This is a genomic window from Mucilaginibacter terrae (genome assembly GCF_031951985.1).
In the GTDB taxonomy this organism is placed as follows: domain Bacteria; phylum Bacteroidota; class Bacteroidia; order Sphingobacteriales; family Sphingobacteriaceae; genus Mucilaginibacter; species Mucilaginibacter terrae_A.
The window spans coordinates 4,519,821-4,539,271 of the sequence record NZ_JAVLVU010000001.1; the positions used below are offsets into that span (position 1 = coordinate 4,519,821).

Annotated in this window: 16 protein-coding genes; 13 read left to right on the forward strand and 3 right to left on the reverse strand. The window is 43.2% G+C overall.

The annotated features are described in order from the left end of the window. Positions 1-124: 124 nt before the first annotated feature. The 3 genes from QE417_RS19355 to QE417_RS19365 form a co-directional block, all read right to left on the reverse strand. Positions 125-2,665 (reverse strand): TonB-dependent receptor domain-containing protein, encoded by a 2,541-nt coding sequence (locus tag QE417_RS19355; protein WP_311952559.1) that lies wholly within the window; start codon positions 2,663-2,665, stop codon positions 125-127. Between the two features lie 711 nt (positions 2,666-3,376). Then, the gene (locus QE417_RS19360) at positions 3,377-6,349 is read right to left on the reverse strand and encodes a leucine--tRNA ligase (protein WP_311952562.1); all 2,973 of its coding nucleotides are present in this window, start codon (positions 6,347-6,349) and stop codon (positions 3,377-3,379) included. 56 nt (positions 6,350-6,405) lie between these two features. Beyond that, positions 6,406-6,879 (reverse strand): hypothetical protein, encoded by a 474-nt coding sequence (locus QE417_RS19365; protein WP_311952565.1) that lies wholly within the window; start codon positions 6,877-6,879, stop codon positions 6,406-6,408. 430 nt (positions 6,880-7,309) lie between these two features. On the opposite strand from QE417_RS19365, the gene dctA reads away from it, so the two are divergent. From dctA to nuoK, 13 genes are all read left to right on the forward strand, one after another. Further along, entirely contained in the window at positions 7,310-8,581 is a 1,272-nt protein-coding gene (gene dctA, locus QE417_RS19370; protein ID WP_311952566.1) for a C4-dicarboxylate transporter DctA, read from the forward strand. A gap of 584 nt (positions 8,582-9,165) precedes the next feature. After that, entirely contained in the window at positions 9,166-10,044 is an 879-nt protein-coding gene (gene sucD / locus QE417_RS19375; protein ID WP_311952567.1) for a succinate--CoA ligase subunit alpha, read from the forward strand. Positions 10,045-10,435: 391 nt separating this feature from the next. Continuing rightward, positions 10,436-10,954 (forward strand): ExbD/TolR family protein, encoded by a 519-nt coding sequence (locus tag QE417_RS19380; RefSeq protein WP_311952569.1) that lies wholly within the window; start codon positions 10,436-10,438, stop codon positions 10,952-10,954. A 144-nt stretch (positions 10,955-11,098) separates the two neighbouring features. Next, a complete protein-coding gene (locus tag QE417_RS19385; RefSeq protein WP_311952570.1) occupies positions 11,099-11,236 on the forward strand; it encodes a hypothetical protein in 138 nt (45 codons plus the stop codon). An 11-nt stretch (positions 11,237-11,247) separates the two neighbouring features. Beyond that, a complete protein-coding gene (locus tag QE417_RS19390) occupies positions 11,248-11,988 on the forward strand; it encodes an isoprenyl transferase (RefSeq protein WP_311954690.1) in 741 nt (246 codons plus the stop codon). Positions 11,989-12,049: 61 nt separating this feature from the next. Continuing rightward, on the forward strand, positions 12,050-14,605 hold the full coding sequence (bamA, locus tag QE417_RS19395; RefSeq protein ID WP_311952573.1) for an outer membrane protein assembly factor BamA: 2,556 nt from the start codon (positions 12,050-12,052) through the stop codon (positions 14,603-14,605). 13 nt (positions 14,606-14,618) lie between these two features. Next, a complete protein-coding gene (locus tag QE417_RS19400) occupies positions 14,619-15,149 on the forward strand; it encodes an OmpH family outer membrane protein (protein ID WP_311952576.1) in 531 nt (176 codons plus the stop codon). A gap of 51 nt (positions 15,150-15,200) precedes the next feature. Next, positions 15,201-15,713: an OmpH family outer membrane protein gene (locus QE417_RS19405; RefSeq protein ID WP_311952580.1), complete on the forward strand. Its 513-nt coding sequence runs from the start codon at positions 15,201-15,203 to the stop codon at positions 15,711-15,713. A gap of 62 nt (positions 15,714-15,775) precedes the next feature. Further along, on the forward strand, positions 15,776-16,606 hold the full coding sequence (murI, locus tag QE417_RS19410) for a glutamate racemase (RefSeq protein WP_311952583.1): 831 nt from the start codon (positions 15,776-15,778) through the stop codon (positions 16,604-16,606). Positions 16,607-16,803: 197 nt separating this feature from the next. Further along, positions 16,804-17,874: an NADH-quinone oxidoreductase subunit NuoH gene (gene nuoH / locus QE417_RS19415; protein ID WP_311952585.1), complete on the forward strand. Its 1,071-nt coding sequence runs from the start codon at positions 16,804-16,806 to the stop codon at positions 17,872-17,874. A 133-nt stretch (positions 17,875-18,007) separates the two neighbouring features. Continuing rightward, positions 18,008-18,601, forward strand: a complete 594-nt coding sequence (locus tag QE417_RS19420) for a 4Fe-4S dicluster domain-containing protein (RefSeq protein WP_311952589.1) — start codon at positions 18,008-18,010, stop codon at positions 18,599-18,601. Next, positions 18,598-19,149, forward strand: a complete 552-nt coding sequence (locus QE417_RS19425; protein ID WP_311952590.1) for an NADH-quinone oxidoreductase subunit J family protein — start codon at positions 18,598-18,600, stop codon at positions 19,147-19,149. The genes QE417_RS19420 and QE417_RS19425 overlap by 4 nt, the downstream gene beginning before the upstream one ends. Then, positions 19,146-19,451, forward strand: a complete 306-nt coding sequence (gene nuoK, locus QE417_RS19430; RefSeq protein WP_311952593.1) for an NADH-quinone oxidoreductase subunit NuoK — start codon at positions 19,146-19,148, stop codon at positions 19,449-19,451. Before QE417_RS19425 ends, nuoK begins: the two co-directional genes overlap by 4 nt.

Here is a 19,451-nt window from a genome sequence, read left to right on the forward strand (position 1 = left end):
AGTCAAGAATTTAGAATCAAGAGTACAGATCAAGAAACAAAAAAAGCTCACCCGATCGGATGAGCTTTTTTTGGAATCAGGGGGTCTTGATTCCTGACTCTGTATTCTTGACTCTTTCAAAGCATTATCTCGGACCACCGCCGCCGCCTTGAGCACCGCCGCCCATGCCGCCTTGGTCGCCGCCTTGAAGTAAGTCGTCGTTTTTAACGCCTTTTTTCTTCTGCTGGCCGTAGGTTAACTTACCAAAGTTGTAAGTGAACGATATACCGAACGATTGTAACGGATAACGTATTCTTTGTACTTGTTGTAACGATGGAGAGTTAATTTTCGAATCAAGTTTCAGGTAAGTTGAAAACGGAGATAATGCGTTCAAACCTAAAGTGAATTTCTTGGCTATCAATTCTTTCTTTACACCAAAACCAAATAAGTTAAACGCCGGGTTTTCACCTTGTATAGTACGGCGTGGCGAGTTAAATATACCAAAGAACTCTGCGGTCCAGGTTTTGGTGATGGTAGCCGAAGCACTCAGGAAAGCATTGTAGTTAAAATATGTTCCGGTTGCGCTTTGGTTGTTTTGCTGATTAGGAAGTACCGTTGGTTTGTAAGTGAAAGTATTGATGCTACCACGAATGGTTAACGGTTTCCATGGAGTTATTGAACCAAAGAAACTGGCACCGTACGAATCATTTTTACCAATATTTTGGAAAGTGGTACGTAAAACGTTACGGTTTAACTCAGTATCAAATACGGTACTGGCTATACCCTCAATTAGGTCGCTGGTGTGTTTATAATAGGCAGCAACGTTAATTACCGATGAACCGATGAATGTATTGTAACCTAATTCTACAGTTTGTGAAATTTCAGGGTTCAAATCAGGTGTACCTGCGCTCTGAACATCGGGGTTAGCCTTGTTAATGAACGGGTTAAGGTACTGCAAGCTTGGGCGCTGAATGCGTTTGTTGTAGCTCAGTTTGTAAGTTTGAGTTCCCTTTACAGTTTTTGATAATACAAAGCTGGGCACAAAGTTGGTATAGTTTTGCGGGAAAGATTGTAAACCTGTTTGTGAAGTGTTACGTGGCGTACCGGTAATGTCGGTATTTTCAACGCGGGCACCTGCTTGTAAAGCAAAGTTTTTAGGCAAGGTAAAGGTTAGTACAGTGTAACCTGCATATACATCCTGGCTATAGTCGTACTGGTTTGACAAGGTATTGTTTGGTACCCAAGGGTTATTGTTAGCCATATCGCCACCTACCATACCTGCCTGGTTAGCTACATTGTAATCGCTGTTGATGCGACGGAAAATGGTTTTACCACCGGCCTCAAGTTTGATTTTTTTGCTTACCGGTAACACATAATCAACCTGAGCAGTATACTCATCATTTTTACCATTGTTGCTACCTAACTGGTTAGGGAACCTTGGCAAATCGGTAGTGTTGTTAAAGTTGAAAAACCTCGATTGAAAATCGGAAGTGATCTTGCTATGGCTCCACTGACCGGCAATGGTTAATTCTTCACCCTCTTTTTTAAACTTGCGGGTATAATCGGCATTCCAGTCAAAACCACTGAATTCGGCTTTGTTAATATTAGCACTATTGTAAGCAGGGTCTTGTAAAATGGTGTTTACGTTGTTCGATATACCATCGGTTTTAAAGTTACCACCGTTAAGGCGTATATTGCTGCTAAAAGAGTTGTAGTTATTTAAGTCGTATGATGCGTTAACCGAACCAATTAAACCACCGCGTTTAGTTTCAGCTTCCGAAGTCTGGGTAACCGTACGGTCACTGAAAACCTGGTTCAGGTCAACTTTTGAAGTTTGTGGCCATGCAAAGTTACCACCTAAGTTACCGGTTAAGCTAAAACGGTTTTGCTTGTAGTTAAGGTTCGCGTTACCGTTGTTTTGACGGGTACCAATACCACCGCTAACCGAACCGCTTAAGCCCGATACATCTTTGGTTTTGGTGATGATGTTGATAATACCACCCGAGCCCTCGGCATCATATTTAGCCGATGGCGAAGTGATCACCTCGATGCTTTTGATCTGATCGGCAGGAATGGTGCGCAGCACATCGGCCAAGCTGGTTGATAATGCACCTGATGGTTTACCGTTGATGAGTACACGTACGTTTTGGTCGCCGCGTAATGATGGTTTGCCATCTAAGTCAACCGATACCAATGGCACTTTACGCAACACATCGGTAGCGTTGCCGCCGGCCGAGGTAATGTCTTTTTCGGCATTGTAAACTATCTTGTCTATTTTGTTTTCAATAACCGGGGTTTGACCAACCACGGTAACCGCACCCAGGGTTTTATTACCCGGAGATACGATGATGCTACCCATATTGTTATCGGGTTTGCCTAAAGTGGTTTCAACCGGGTCAACAAATTTGGTTGGGTAACCAATAAAGGTTATGGCTACTTTGTATTTGCCTGGGGCAATGTTATCCAGTTTAAAATTTCCTTTATCATCGGTAAGGGTACCATTTAAAACCGCCTTGCCGCCGCTGCGGTAAAGACTAATGGTAGCGTAATCTAAAGGTTTTTTGCTGATGGAGTCGATCACAGTACCTGATATGCGGCCGGTAATACCCGCGCTGCCACCAGGTATCTGTGCGTTAGCACACACAAAAGAGGTTAGTAATGCAATGAGTGTAAAAAAACGTTTCATTTATAATGATTTTGGTATTAAGAGTTGATAAGAATTGATTTGTTACAACCAAACTTGCTATTTTTTGAAAATAATATAGAATGCCGAATTTGTATCGCCAATGTTGCAAAAGGCTTGCAAAAGCAGGTTGAATGGCCGGGCAAGTGTTTGCATAGCACAAAGATGTGATAACGTTTCGGCAACGCCTCTGTCTTTTCGGCGAATGGCAGTTTTTATGGGGCGAATGGTGAAAAAATTACTTTCAAATTGTCTGGAACCGGAATTGGCCTGAATTTATAGAATTAACAAAATTGATTTTTAAGATACCATCCTGTCATTTCGAGTGCTAACGAGAAATCATATATGCCTAATTAAACCTCTTTGCTAAGATTTCTCTCTATCGTTCGAAATAACAAGGGGTTATAATGTGATTTAACTATTCAACACAATCCACTAATCAACACAATTAGGGCGTTTCCGCCTCAGGCGGGCCAGGCTATCCACTACAAGTCCTCACTTCGCTATGCTACGTTCCGGGCTTTCCGTTTCTATCCCTAACGCAAACTTCGTTCAAAAGCTTATGTGAACCAGAATAATAGAATTTTCAGCATAGAGATAACAAAATGTCATTTCGAACGATAGAGAGAAATCTTTTCGAATGGATAAGCTAACCGCTTCGAAAAGATTTCTCGTACCTCGAAATGACAGATAGGCGTGGTTAGCCTGTGTTATTTACAGCACAATATTTACAATACGGCCTTTAACCACAATTACCTTTTTAGGTGCTTTGCCGTCGAGGTATTTTTGTACATCGGGGTTGGCCAGTACCAGTGCTTCAACTTCTTTAGGCTCCAGGGTAAGTGCCATATTAATGTTGAGGCGGGTTTTTCCGTTAACCGAAATTGGGTAAGCAAACTCGTCTTCAACCAAATAAGCAGGGTTAAAGGTAGGGTAGGCGGCGTACGAAATGCTGCCGGCCTCGTTACCCAATAACACCCAAAGTTCTTCGCAAATGTGCGGTGCATATGAGGATAATAAAATTACCAACTCTTGCAAAACAGCGCGCTTGTTGCATTTTAAATCGGTAAGCTCGTTTACAGCGATCATAAAGCTCGATACCGAGGTATTGAATGAGAAACGCTCAATATCTTCTTCCACCTTGCGGATGATCTTGTGCAGCGATTTTAACTCGGCCTTGGTTGGCGCATCATCAGATACGGTGAACTCCCACTGGTCGTTATGGAACAAACGCCAGAACTTACGCAGGAACTTGAACACGCCCTCAATACCATTGGTATTCCACGGCTTGCTTTGCTCCAGCGGACCTAAGAACATTTCATACATACGCAACGTGTCCGATCCGTAACGCTCAATCAAATCATCGGGATTAACCACGTTGAACTTTGATTTCGACATTTTTTCAACTTCAACATCACATATGTATTTGCTCTCGCTTTGAGCATCATCAGCAGGATAAATAACCGAACCATCCTCTAAAACAAAGATAGCCTTATCATTGTCCGGTCTCCATTTGCGGAACGCGGCAATATCCAGCGCATCGTTGCTTACAATGTTTACGTCTACATGCAGTTTGCTAAAGTCCATTTCGCCAACTTCGGCACCTTCGGGCAATAAATCTTTGTAAAATAAAGCTATCTGCTCAATGGTGTCAAAATCGCCTTCTTTATACAGTTCATAAATGCCTTTTGATACGTATACCTCCGGCTTAACAAAGCTGTCGTCGATACCCAATAACAACGGGTTTAAACGGTATGTAAAGCTCGAACGGCCTTGGATCATGCCCTGGTTAATGAGCTTTTTAAACGGCTCTTCTTCAATAGTCAAGCCAATATCTTTCAGGAACTTGTTCCAGAAACGGCTGTACAGCAAGTGCCCGGTGGCATGCTCCGAACCGCCGATGTACAAGTCAACGCCTTTCCAGTATTCTACCGCTTCTTTCGAGGCAAAATCGGTTGAGTTTTGGGCATCCATATAACGGTACCAATACCAGCTGCTGCCAGCCCAGCCCGGCATAGTGCTTAGTTCATATTCGTATTCATTCTGGTATTTCCAGCCTTCGGCACGGGCCAATGGTGGCTCGCCGCATTCGGTTGGCAGGTATTTATCAATTTCGGGCAGTATAAGTGGTAACTCGCTCTCGTTTATTAAGTATGGCAAGCCGTTTTTAAAGTAAACAGGTACTGGCTCGCCCCAGTAACGCTGGCGGCCAAAAATGGCATCGCGCATACGGAAGTTTATCTTGGCTTTGCCTGCGCCAATTTCTTCCAGTTTGGCAACCACCGCGGCTGTAGCCTCTTTGTATTCTAAACCGTTTATAAAGTCCGAATTAATGTATTTGCCTTCCTTGGTGGCATCAGCTTCCTTCTCGGTGTTTTGCGTATCTAAAATAGGGATGATAGGCAGGTTGAAATGCTTGGCAAACAGGTAATCGCGCTGATCGCCAGATGGTACGGCCATTACGGCACCGGTACCATAGCCTGCCAATACGTAATCGGCAATCCACAACTGAATGCGCTCACCGTTTAACGGGTTAAGCACATAGCTGCCGGTAAAAGCGCCCGATACGGTTTTGGTATCGGCCATGCGGTCCAACTCCGATTTCTTTTTAGTTTGCGCAATGTAGGCTTCAACCGTAGCTTTTTGTTCGGGGGTGGTTAAAGATGCTACCAGTTCATGCTCGGGAGCCAACACCACAAATGTTACACCGAAAATGGTATCAACGCGGGTGGTGAAAACCTCTATATAAGGAGCGGGGAGCGGGGAACCGGGAGCGTTTTCTCCTTGCTCTTCGCTCTTCGCACCTCGCTCTATTTCAAAACGCACACTCGCACCCACGCTTTTGCCTATCCAGTTGCGTTGCATTTCTTTAAGCGGATCGGGCCAATCAATATTATCGAGGCCTTGTAGCAGGCGTTCGGCATAGGCGGTAATGCGCATGCTCCACTGCATCATTTTCTTTTGCTCAACCGGGTATCCGCCGCGCTCGCTTACGCCGTCTTTTACCTCGTCGTTAGCCAGTACGGTACCCAGGGCGGCACACCAGTTAACGGTGCTTTTGCGCAGGTAGGTTAAGCGGTATTTTAACAGCTCGGTTTGCTGGGCTTCTTCACCCATGGCGTTCCACTCGGCAGCTGTGAAAGTTAGTATCTCATCATCGGCAACGGCAGTTATACCGGCCGAACCTTGGGTTGCAAAATGCTCAGTCAGTTTTTCAATGCTTTCGGCTTTCTCATCGGCTTTGTTATACCATGAGTTAAATAACTGCATAAAAATCCACTGCGTCCATTTGTAATAATCGGGCGAGCTGGTGCGTACCTCGCGGCTCCAGTCAAACGAAAAGCCAAGCTGATCTAACTGGCGGCGGTAAGTGGCAATATTGTCTTCGGTGGTAATAGCAGGGTGCTGACCGGTTTGTATGGCGTATTGCTCGGCCGGTAAGCCAAACGAATCGTACCCCATAGGATGCAACACGTTAAAGCCACGCAGGCGTTTATATCTCGAAAAAATATCTGAAGCGATGTAACCCAGCGGATGCCCTACGTGCAAACCCGCCCCCGATGGGTAGGGGAACATATCGAGCACATAGTATTTGGGTTTGGCCGATTCGTTGCTGGCCTTAAAGGTTTGGTTGGCAGCCCAAAATTGCTGCCATTTTTTTTCAATGTCTTTAAACTGATAATCCATTTATTTCGCAGTTTCGCAAGTATAAGCGCGAAACTACGAAAAAAGATTAAAAGCCGTTAGCGATGAAGGGTATGTTCTATAACAGTGTATGGCTTGCCGGTAACACGTACTGCAACATCTTTGTTAAAAATAAGCTCCCGCGGGGTCAGGCTTTTTATATTACAATTTAAAGGAGTTGTAGTGCCGGCATTGGTCATAGTGAACCTGGTTAACGAAGTAACTTTAAATGTACCGTTGGTAGTAACATTTTCATAAGTATCAGGTGTTACATCGGGCATTAGGGTTCTCACAACTGAAGTGAAACTGTCATCTGCTTTAAAGTTAATATTGTCCACATTAACCCTAACTGCCAGTTGTGTTGTTTTAGTTAATTTGCCGTCTTTGTCATAGTCTTTCTGGAAAATGGAATCATAATACCATTTATTAACCAATTGCTCTTTTAAACCTGCGGTAGACCGTTCGCCCTTTTTGCATGAAAAAGCCGAAACGGAAAGTAAAATGATGAGTAGGTAGCGTAAACTTTTTAGCATAATATTTTGTGGCTTAAGTACGTGTAAATGTAATAAAATAATTGCATTTGTTAAATTTATTGGCATTTTTGCCGTAGCAGAAAACCATTTGGTGCACAGCGCCCTATCTGCTGTTTGCTACGCCAACCAATATTACCTGTTGTTAATGAGCCGGAACAGTGAGAAGAAGCCTTCGCAAGGAGCTTCTGTAAAAAGAGTTTATCCTATATGCCCGGTTTGCCGGCACCGTTTTAAGTATAGGTTAAAACGTGGCTGGTTCATGAAACTGGTATTATTTTGGAAACCTACCAAGCGCTATTTTTGCCCCAAATGCAACACCAGCCGGTACATATCTAATCCTAACTACATTATAAACGGTGTGTTTATTACACTTTTACTCAATTTTATTTAAGCAACATAAATTTATACTATACTTGTTGTTTAAGCTCGCATGAAACGTATACTGAGTAACCTTTCTGTACAAGTACTAATTGCAATTGCCCTGGGTGTTGCGGTAGGTTTGTATTTTCCGGTGTTTGGGCCGGTGGCGCAGCGCATAAGCAAAATGTTTATCAGTTTAATAAGCATGCTTATTGCGCCTATCATATTTTTTACCATAGTGCTGGGCATTGCCGGCATGAATGATATGAAAAAGGTAGGCCGGGTAGGGGGCAAGGCTTTACTGTATTTTGAAATTGTTACCACGTTTGCCTTAATAATAGGTGTTACGGTAGCCAATTTGATTAAACCCGGTTCGGGCTTGCATATGCAGCAAAATGCCGATGTGAGTAAAGTTAGCCAATACCAGCAACAGGCTGCCGAAATGAACCTGGGCGATTTCTTCAGTCACATTATACCCGGTAATTTTATTGAAGCTTTTGCCAAAGGCGATATTTTGCAGGTGTTGGTAATTGCTGTACTTTTTGGTTTTGGTTTAAGCCGTATGGGCAATACGGGCGAATCTATTATTCATAGCTTCGAAAAGCTATCAAAAGTTTTTTTCAATATCCTTTTAATGGTAATGAAACTGGCCCCCGTAGGTGCCTTTGGCGGTATTGCCTACACGGTAAGTACCCAGGGCATTAAAACGCTTAAGCCCTTGGCCATGCTCATGGGATCGGTATATGTTACTATGGCGCTGTTTATTTTTGTGGTGCTTAATTTAATATGCTACCTGTGCAAGGTTAGCTTGTGGAAGTATTTAAAATTCATCCGCCAGGAATTGCTGATCGTTTTTGGTACCTCCTCATCCGAATCGGCCTTGCCGGGCATGATGGCTAAGCTCGAAAACCTGGGTTGTGATAAATCAGTAGTTGGTTTGGTAATTCCAACCGGTTACTCTTTTAACCTCGATGGCACTACCATATATTTATCTATGGCTACCATATTTTTGGCGCAGGTATTTAACATTAATCTTTCGCTCAGCCAGGAGCTCACCATTATTGGTATATTGATGCTCACCTCCAAAGGTGCAGCCGGAGTAACCGGAAGCGGTTTTATCGTATTAACTTCTACGCTGGCTGCTATCAAGATCATTCCGGTTGAGGGTGTTGCTTTATTACTGGGGGTAGACCGCTTTATGTCGGAAGCGCGCGCCATTACCAACGTAATAGGCAACGGCGTGGCCACCATGGTCATTGCCATTACCGAAAAAGCCTTCGACCGTAACCAGTACGAGGCGGCGGTTGCCACACCCAACCCTCCCCGGGAGGGCGGACTTTAAGAAATAAGTGCGTTATTGCGAGATGCGAAGTATTCCTTGCGGATGCAAAGCATTCATGCTTAGTTCAAAGATGGCTTCGTACCTCGCAATGAAGTAATGGTGAAGTTTGCGTTAGGGATAGTAGCGGAAAGCCCGTAGTGCAGCGTAGCGCAACGAGGACTTGCAGCGGATAGCCCGGGCCGGAGGCAACGCCCAAGGTTTAATGATGGAATGAATGAAGTTTGAATGATAGAATACAATGTTTTGCATAGTTGCTATAACTCACATCTGTATAATGGAACTACAGAGAGAAATCTTTTCGAATGTACAAGCTAATCGCTTCGAAAAGATTTCTCGTACCTCGAAATGACAGGGTGGAGACTGACTGCAAAGTTTACCTGTGTATGAGGGGGGCAAAACAAGTTTAACATAACTTTAAGCGAACGAAACTCTAATTCTTTCCTAACAAAATCATCACATCTGTACTCTTGATTCTGTACTCTTGAATCTTATTTTTCATCTCACGTCAAAAAAATCATTTCTTAACACTCGTTTCTTGGCTCTTATTTCTTTTTTTATAGCTTTGCCGTACAAAAACTAAAACCATGAGTGTTCTCGTAAATAAAGATTCCAAAGTAATTGTTCAGGGTTTTACCGGCAATGAAGGTACTTATCATGCTTCGCAAATGATTGAGTACGGAACGCAGGTAGTAGGTGGTGTAACCCCAGGTAAAGGTGGTCAGCAGCACTTAGAGCGTCCGGTATTTAACACCGTTAAAGACGCCGTTGAAAAAACAGGTGCTGATGTATCTATCATTTTCGTACCTCCTGCATTTGCAGCTGATGCCATTATGGAAGCTGCCGAGGGTGGTATTAAAGTAATTGTTTGTATTACCGAAGGTATACCAACCAAAGATATGATACAGGTAAAAGAGTACCTTACTGATAAGGATGCTCGTTTAATTGGCCCTAACTGCCCTGGTATTATTACTGCCGACGAGGCTAAAATTGGTATTATGCCTGGCTTTATCTTCAAAAAGGGTAACGTTGGTGTGGTATCAAAATCAGGAACTTTAACTTACGAGGCCGTTGACCAGGTGGTTAAGGCCGGTTTAGGTATTACTACCGCTATTGGTATTGGTGGCGACCCAATTATTGGTACCCCAACTAAAGAAGCGGTTGAATTACTGATGAACGACCCCGACACACACGGTATCATCATGATTGGTGAAATTGGTGGTGGTATGGAAGCTGATGCTGCCCGCTGGATAAAAGAACATGGTACTAAACCTGTAGTAGGTTTCATCGCTGGTCAAACTGCGCCTCCGGGCCGCCGTATGGGTCACGCTGGTGCTATTGTTGGTGGTGCTGATGATACTGCTGCTGCCAAAATGAAAATTATGGCTGAGTGCGGTATCCGTGTAGTAGAATCACCTGCCGAAATTGGTGCTGCTATGGCAGAAGAGCTGGCTAAATTAGCGTAAGCTTTTAAGAGTACAGAATACAGAGTCAGGAGTACATACTTTTGACTTTTATGATATAAAATCCCGGTCAGGTTGGCCGGGATTTTTTGTTTTGAGGGGGAGGTTGCAATGGAGGGTACCCGCACGATCGTGTCAGTGTTCAACACGTTTTCATGAAACACTAAATTTAACACCATGGAAAAATGGGGTAATTTCGCGGTTTTCAGAAGAGAAAATCAGAGATGAACGGGGTGAGGAATCTACCTGGGGTTAATATTATTAGCCTGGTACGAAAAGTTGGAACGACAGTTTAAAAAATCTATCAAACCAGTAGGTTTATTTGCAACAAATGGCGGGTATACTACGTTGTAAGTACTATAAACCAATTCTTTAACCTTAAATTTTCACTCTTATGGCCGAACTGAATTCATCCCCCGAAAAAAATGATGGCAAAAAACCGCTGCGCAAAAAAATGAGCCTACGTGTTGATTTGACCGCCATGGTTGATCTGGCTTTTTTACTGGTCACGTTTTTTATGCTAACCACCACATTATCAAAAAGCAAGGCTATGGATTTAGCCATGCCGGTAGGTGATGAAGGTGCTCCCGTAGCACAAAGCCGTACAGTAACCTTATGTCTTGGTGCCGATAATAAGGTATTGCTGTATAGGGGAATGCCCGAAAGTGCCACTCCACAAGTGGTGGATTATAGTAAAGAAGGTTTGCGCAAACTGCTGGTAGCCAACCAGGATGCTATTAAAACGCAAACCGGCAAAAGCATGCTGGTCATTGTAAAACCCAGCGATCACTCTAAATACGGCGACTTGGTTAATGCTTTGGATGAGTTGAATATTACCCAAAACAGGCAATATGCCATTGCTGATGTAACCAATCAGGATGTGGATATGCTCAAAAAGCAGTCGATCTACTAAATATATTCTGCAAATATTATATAGCATAAACAGCCCTGCCAGTCGCAAGGCTGTTTTTTTTATGTTTAAGGGGCTGCAAGTCAATCTAAATACATTTTCTTTTTGCCATATTCATTATAAAAAAATCAAACTATAATTTTACCTTTGTACCCTGAAATTTTTGAGATTTGGCATGGTATGCACCTGCCAAAGAGCCTGGCAGATTACATAGTACAGCAAGTGCAAAACAAGGGTAAACGCCCCGAAGCAACGCATTGCATTAACCGTAACCGCAGGTGGTAAGCAATAATATTATGGGGTATAAAGAGCAAATTGATTTATCGCGGCTTCCGGAGCATGTAGCCATTATTATGGATGGCAATGGCCGTTGGGCTAAAGGCAAAGGCAAGTTGCGCATATTTGGCCACCATAATGGGGTTTTATCGGTACGTGATGTGGTTGAAGGCGCCGGCGAATTGGGCGTTAAGTATTTAACCCTCTATACCTTCTCTGCCGAGAACTGGAACCGCCCCAGCATTGAAGTTACTGCCATAATGGAACTGTTGGTAAGCACCATTAATAAGGAAATTAAAAAGCTGATGCAAAATAACGTAAGGTTAAATGCCATTGGCGATTTAAATATGCTGCCCGGCAAATGTCACCGCGAATTGCTGGGGGCTATCGAAAAAACATCGGGTAATACCGGTTTGGTGCTTACACTGGCCCTGAGTTACAGCTCGCGCCGCGAATTGGCACAGGCTGCTAAAAACATTGCCTTAAAAGTGCAGCAAGGCGAATTAAACCCCGAGGATGTAACCGAAGAGGTATTTGCCCAAAACCTGTACACTCATAACCTGCCCGATCCTGAATTGTTGATCAGAACGAGCGGGGAGTTCCGCATAAGTAATTACCTGTTATGGCAAATAGCTTATGCCGAATTGTACTTTACCCATAAACTTTGGCCCGATTTTAGGCGCGAGGACCTGTACGAGGCTATTTTAGATTATCAGAAACGCGAACGCCGCTTTGGAATGACCAGCGAACAGGTTAACTAATTTTTTCTTTTAACAAATTTTAACAAACGTTTAAATTACTTTAGCGGCACAAAATATTCGGATGAATAAACTTTTTTTTGCAATTCTCTTTTCCCTGATTAGTACGGTAGCTCTGGCGCAGATTACTGGTGGCGGTAATAACCGTTTAAACCGTTCGGCCATACCTGCCGATAGTTTGAGCTATCTTAACCCTAAGGATTATATCATAGGCGATATTAAGATATCGGGTGCTAAAGCGCTTGATAAAGACGTATTATTACAAATTGCCAAAATTAACAAAGGCGACCGTATTAACCTGCCGGGCGAAGCATCGGCCAGCGTGTTAAAGAACATGTGGTCGCAGGGTTTGTTTGATGATGTGCAGCTTTACATCACTAAAATAAATCTTGATACTGTTTATCTGGAATTGAGTGTAACCGAGCGCCCGCGTTTGTCACGCATGCGTATGACCGGTATACGCAAAGGCGAAATTGAAGACGTACAAAAGAAACTCAGCGATAAAACAGGTAAAATTGTAAACGAAAACCTGTTGAGCACCACAACTGCCATCATCAAAAAACACTTTAATGAAAAGGGTTATCTGAATACAACGGTTGATATTAAACAACTGCGCGACCCTGCCGACTCTAATAGTGTTATACTTAACGTGGCAATTGATAAAAAGCAGAAGGTGAAAATTAACGAGGTAATTATTGAAGGTAACGAAGCCTTTAGTAAAGCCAAGCTGAAAAAGTTTTTACCTAAAACCCGTCAGCGTAAGTTTTATAATGTTTTTGGTTCTAAGAAATTTAAACAAGACCAATACGAAGAAGATAAACAAGCTTTAGTTGAAAAAATGCAGGCCAAAGGCTATCGTGATGCTGCTATTGTAAGCGATTCGGTTTGGAAGCATGACGATAACACGGTTAACGTTAAAATTAAAGTATACGAAGGCCATAAATACTATTTTGGTAATATTAACTGGGTAGGTAACGCACGTTATCCATCAAACGGCCTTGACAAAATACTGCGCATTAAAAAAGGCGACGTATTTAGCGAAGAAGAGTTAAGCAAACGCCTTAACGGTGGTACCCCTGATGGTAACGATATTAACTCGCTTTATCTCGACGACGGATACCTGACCTTTAACTCCGAAGCAGTACAAACCCGTATTTACAACGATACCATTGACCTTACCATTCGTATTTACGAAGGTGCCCAGTATACCATTAACCGTGTAATGGTACACGGTAATGATGTAACGAACGACCGTGTTATTTTACGCGAGTTGGCTACTAAACCAGGTCAAAAGTTTTCAAAAGCACTTATTGTACGCAGTACCCGCCAAATAACCCAGTTAGGTAACTTCGACGAAACTAAAATTGAGCCTAAGCCAACCAACATTAATCCGCAGGATGGTACGGTGGATATTTTATACAACGTGGTTGAAAAGCCATCGGATCAAATTGAGCTTTCGGGTGGTTTTGGTGGCGGCCAGTTAGTAGGTACCTTAGGTTTAACGTTTAACAACTTCTCGTTGCGTAACCTGTTTAACGGTAAGGCTTACAAACCGCTGCCTAAAGGCGATGGACAAAAGCTAAGCTTACGTGGCCAGGCCAACGGTCGTAACTATCAAAATTTCTCGTTTACCTTCTCTGAGCCATGGTTGGGTGGTAAAAAACCTATTTACTTCAGTTTGTCGGCCTATACGCAGTTAAGTTCAACCGGGCAGTTTTATGCCAAAACCGATTACCGCTACAACTTTTTACGTATTAACGGTTTGGGCGTAACCTTAGGTAAGCGCTTAAACTGGCCCGATAACTACTTCCAGTTAAACTACTCGTTAAACTTTGACCACTACACGCTTGATAACTTTACCGGTTACCTGTTCTCTAACGGTACTTCGTACAACATCAAGTTAACCCAGGAGCTTAGCCGTAACTCCATTGATGCGCCTATTTATCCAACCAGTGGTTCAAACATTAAGTTTACTGTGCAGGTAACGCCTCCGTACTCGTTGTTTAACAATACCAACTACCGTATTGCTACGCCAGAGGAGCGCTACCGTTTTGTAGAGTACCACAAATGGAAATTTGATGCGCAATGGTTTACCAGGATTAGTGGTAAGCTGGTTTTAATGACCCAAACCCGTTTTGGTTTCCTGGGTTCGTACAATAAGTTAGTTGGTCAATCGCCGTTTGAGCGCTTTAAGCTGGGTGGTGATGGTATGGCAACTTACCAGTTTTTGCAAGGTAGCGAGATCATTGGCTTACGTGGTTACCAAAATTTTTCATTGGTACCGGTGGGTAGTAACTACTCGGCCGATACAAACCCCGGTAGCCCTATTTATAACAAATTTACGATGGAAATGCGTTACCCTGTTATTGCGAGTCAATCGGCCACCATATTTTTGTTAACATTTGCCGAAGGTGGTAATACCTGGAACAATTTCCGCGATTATAATCCGTTTAATATCCGTCGTTCGGTAGGTGTGGGTGCGAGGATATTTCTTCCTATCTTTGGTTTACTTGGTTTGGATTACGGTTATGGTTTCGACAAGATACCGGGCATACGTGATGCCAACAAAGGCCAGTTCCACTTCTCTATCGCACAAAGCTTAAACGGTGGATTTAATTAATAGAGACAGATAAATGAAAAAGTTATTATTAACCTTAATAATTGCAATAGCAGCGGTATCAGGAGCATGGGCGCAACGTTTCGCCTATGTAGACTCTGATTACATACTGAAACATATTCCTGAATATGCATCGAGCCAAAAGCAACTGGCAGCCATATCAGATCAGTTTCAGAAAGAGGTTGACGGCCGTTTCCAGGAAATTGACCGGCTGTACAAAGCCTACCAGGCCGACCAGGTATTAATGACCCCTGATATGAAAAAGCGTCGCGAAGCCGAAATTGTTGACAAGGAGAAAGCCGCTAAAGATTTTCAGCGTTCAAAATTTGGACCTGATGGAGAATTATCGCAACGTAGCAGCTCATTGGTTAAACCAATTCAGGATAGAGTGTCTAAAGCTATACAAGCAGTGGCCGAAAACGAAAACCTGGATATGATATTTGATAAAAATAGCGAGGTAATGATGCTTTATGCTAATCCACGTTACAATAAAAGCGATGCGGTTATCACTCGTTTAGGTTTAAAACCCGGCGCATTTGCGAGGTAAAAAAAAATTGATTAAAATAGCACACGATTAAACACAGAACACAAAGAAGAAATGAAAAAGTTATTTAAAGTTGCTTTAGTTGCGGTTTTTATGTTAGCAACGGCGGGTTTTGCTAAAGCACAAACTAAAATTGGTTATATTGATTTTAACGGCGTTATTGAAGCAATGCCCGATTTAAAACCAATACAAGCACAAATTCAGGCTTACCAAAAAACCTTTATCGATCAGTCGCAAAGCATGCAAACTGAACTGCAAAGTAAAGGTGCTGCTTATGAAAAAAACAGCAAAACTATGACCGATGCTGCACGTACTGCTGCCGAAAACGAATTGCAGGACTTGCAAAAACGTATTCAGGATTTTAACAACAATGCTCAGCAACAAGTACAAGCTAAAAGCTCTGAGTTGTTTAAACCTGTTAGCGATAAAGCTAAAGCTGCTATTACTGCAGTAGCTAAAGAAAAAGGTTATACTTATGTATTAGATACTCAATCAACCGGTTTAATCGTATCGCCTCCGGGAGACGACCTGATGCCGGCCGTTAAATTGAAATTGGGTTTAAAATAATATCACTGTAAACTTAAAGTATAAGGCGAGGGCATACCCCTCGCTTTTTTTATTTTTGTACTATGCAATCTACCATGCCTATAGGTGTATTTGATTCGGGGATTGGCGGGCTAACCGTGTTCCGATCCATAGTTGAAAAGTTACCCGCTTACGATTATGTATACCTGGGCGATAACAGCCGCGCACCATATGGCAACCGGTCCTTCAATACCATACATCAGTACACCTGGGAATGCGTACAATGGTTGTTTAAGCAGGGCTGCCCGCTGGTAATACTGGCCTGCAACACAGCATCGGCTAAAGCGCTGCGCACTATTCAGCAAAAAGATATGATTGCCAATTATGCCGATAAACGCGTACTTGGAGTAATACGGCCAACTGCCGAAGTGATTGGCAATTACAGCCAAACCAAACAAATAGGGGTGCTGGGCACCACCGGAACAGTTCAATCCGAATCGTATTTGATCGAGATCAATAAGTTTTTCCCCGATGTAAAAGTTCACCAGCAGGCCTGCCCGCTTTGGGTACCTTTGATTGAGAACGGAGAATATAACAAACCCGGTGCCGATTATTACGTACAAATGTACCTGGCCCAAATACTGGCGCAAGCGCCCGATATTGATACCCTATTGCTGGCCTGTACACATTACCCTTTATTGCAGGATAAAATTCAGCAACATTTGCCCACAGGCATTAAAGTAGTAACTCAGGGCGATATTGTGGCCGAAAGCCTGTCCGGGTATCTTACCCGCCACACCGAAATTGAGCAGAACATAACCCGCACCGGTACCCGGCACTTTTACACCACCAGTGATGATACCCAGGATTTCGACAAACACGCCTCCATGTTTTTCGCATCAGAGGTGAAGTCGGAGTACACTTCGTTGAGGTGAAAGAATAAAGGCTAAGGGTGAAAGGTGGTGCTTGAAAACTTAAATGGGGAAAGACGAAAGGTAAAGGGTAATAGTTTAACCTTTCGCCCTTCACCTTTCCCCAATAATCTACCTCAACCATAGAATAATTCCAAATAGAGCCTTATCATCTGCGCAGAAATAGCTAAGTTTGCATCCTGATTGCAAATAAATTTGCTTTGAATTCATTTCTCCTTAATATTATAGTGGCCGTGGGGCTTTTTGCGTTTGCTGCCCTGTTTGCGCTGTTTGGTGTGTATGCCGAGCGTAAAGTATCTGCTTTTATTCAGGATAGGTTAGGCCCAACCGAAACTGGTAAGTTTGGCTTGATGCAAACCCTGGCCGATGCCCTAAAACTTCTTCAAAAAGAGTCTATTATTCCGGCAGCGGCCGATAAGGTGTTGTTTGTACTGGCACCCATCATCATCTTTGTATCGGTGTATATGGGCTTTGCCTGTTTGCCCTGGGGGCCAAATTTGGTGCCGTCGAAAGCAAATCTTGGTTTATACTATGTTTTTGCCATTGTTTCTATTGAACTGTTAGGCATATTAATGGCGGGTTGGGGTTCCAATAATAAGTACTCCATACTCGGGGCCATGCGTTCGGCCGCACAAATTATTTCCTACGAAATACCGGCTGGCTTTGCCATTATTGCCGTTGTAATGGTAACCCAAACCCTCGATATGCAAGTTATTTCGGCACAGCAGGGTGTATTATCTCCCGAAAAGGTTAAGTTTTTGGGTTTTTGGGATGTAACCCATATAGGTGGAATATTAAGCTGGAACATATTTAAAGCGCCACACCTCATCATTGCTTTTGTTATATACTTTATATCATCACTGGCCGAAAGTAACCGTGCACCGTTTGACATACCGGAGGCCGAATCGGAGCTGGTTGAAGGCTTCCATACCGAGTTTACAGGTATGAAATTTGCCTTTGTTTTCCTGGCCGAATACTCGATGATGTTCGTGGTATCGATGATTGCCGTTATCCTGTTTTTAGGTGCCTGGAATACACCGCTACCTAATATTGGTCCTGTTAAACTGGCCGATTGGACAACAGGCATTGTATGGGGTATAGCCTGGACGTTCATTAAATCACTGCTGCTGGTTTTTGTGCAGATATGGATACGCTGGACTTTACCTCGTTTGCGGGTTGATCAACTAATGAACCTTTCGTGGAAAGTATTAACCCCTTTGGCATTTTTGTGTATGCTTATATCGGGCATATGGCGGTTGTGGGTAATGTAAGCCAATGGGTGAATGGTTGAATGAGGGAGTGAATAATTGTATTTCGGATTTCGAATGTTCAATTTCGAATTTTGAAAAATGAAGAGAGTTAATTCTGTAAATTTTAGAATCTGTAAATTCTGAATAAGATAAAGTGTTACTAAAAAATACATATAACGCATTTACCACTGCCTGGCAAGGCCTTATGCTAACCCTGCGCCATTTTGTGGCGGGTAAGGGTAAGCGTACTATGAACACGGTAAAGGCTCCAAACTATTTTACCGAATTAGAAAATAAAACCAATACCATACAATACCCCAAACAACAATTACCTGTACCTGAGGTAGGCCGCTACCAGTTGGATGTGGTGATTGACGATTGTATTGTGTGCGACCTGTGCGCCAAAATTTGTCCGGTTGATTGTATTAGCATCGAATCCATCAAAGCAACCTCGGCTTACGGACAAACATCCGACGGCTCTAAGAAAATGCTTTACGCCGAGAAGTTTGATATTGACATGGCAAAGTGCCTGTATTGCGGCCTGTGTACCGTGGTATGCCCAACCGAGTGCATTACCATGACCAATCAGTACGACCGCAGTGTGTACAAGCTGGGCGATTTAACTTATACATTTTCAGACATGAGTCCGGAATTGGTGGCCGAAAAAAAACAGGAGTACGAGCAGCAGCAAGCCGCCAAACTGGCCGCCAAGCAAGCCGCCATGAAAGCAAAGGAGGGTGGCGTATGAACCTTGTAATCATAATGTTTTACCTCATGGCTACCATTGCCTTAGGTTCGGCGTTGTATGTGGCAGCCAGTAAAAACCTGGTGCGCTCGGTGTTTATGTTCTTTATTACGCTGTTTGCCCTGGCCGGGCTATACGTTCTTTCACTTGCCGATTTTGTGGCCATAACACAGGTGGTAGTTTACGTAGGGGGGATATTGGTGCTAATACTTTTCGCCTTCATGCTTTCGGGGCGCGAATCATTGGCAGGCTTACAACAGCAGCCCAACCGTTTAATTTCAATAAATAAATTGCCTGCCTTATTGCTGGCGGGCTTGTTTTTTATAGTGCTGGTAAATGTGTTTTTAAAAGCTAATGTTGATGCTTTAGGATGGATACAGCAGGCTGTTGTGCAGCACAATGTAATTACCCCAACCGATGTTACCATCAATAATCTGGGCGTTAATCTCATGACCAATTACCTGCTGCCGTTCGAAGCAGTTTCTATTTTATTGCTGATGGCATTGGCAGGAGCAGCCCATTTGTCGCGGAAAGAGGAGGCAGCACCATGATTACCCTAACCCATTACCTGGTAGTAAGCGCCGGGCTGTTTTGCATTGGTTTGTACGTTATTCTGTCTAAACAAAATGCTATTCAAATACTCATTGGTGTAGAGTTAATGCTCAACGCCGCTATACTGAACCTGGTAGCTTTTGGCAAGTATGATAAGCTTAACAACGCCGGGCAAAGCTTTGCCTTGTTTGCCATTGTATTGGCCGCCGCTGCAACCGCCGTGGCACTGGCCATTGTGCTCAACGTTTACCGTCGGTACCGTACCATTGATCCGGGTAAAATAAACCAATTAAAAGACTAA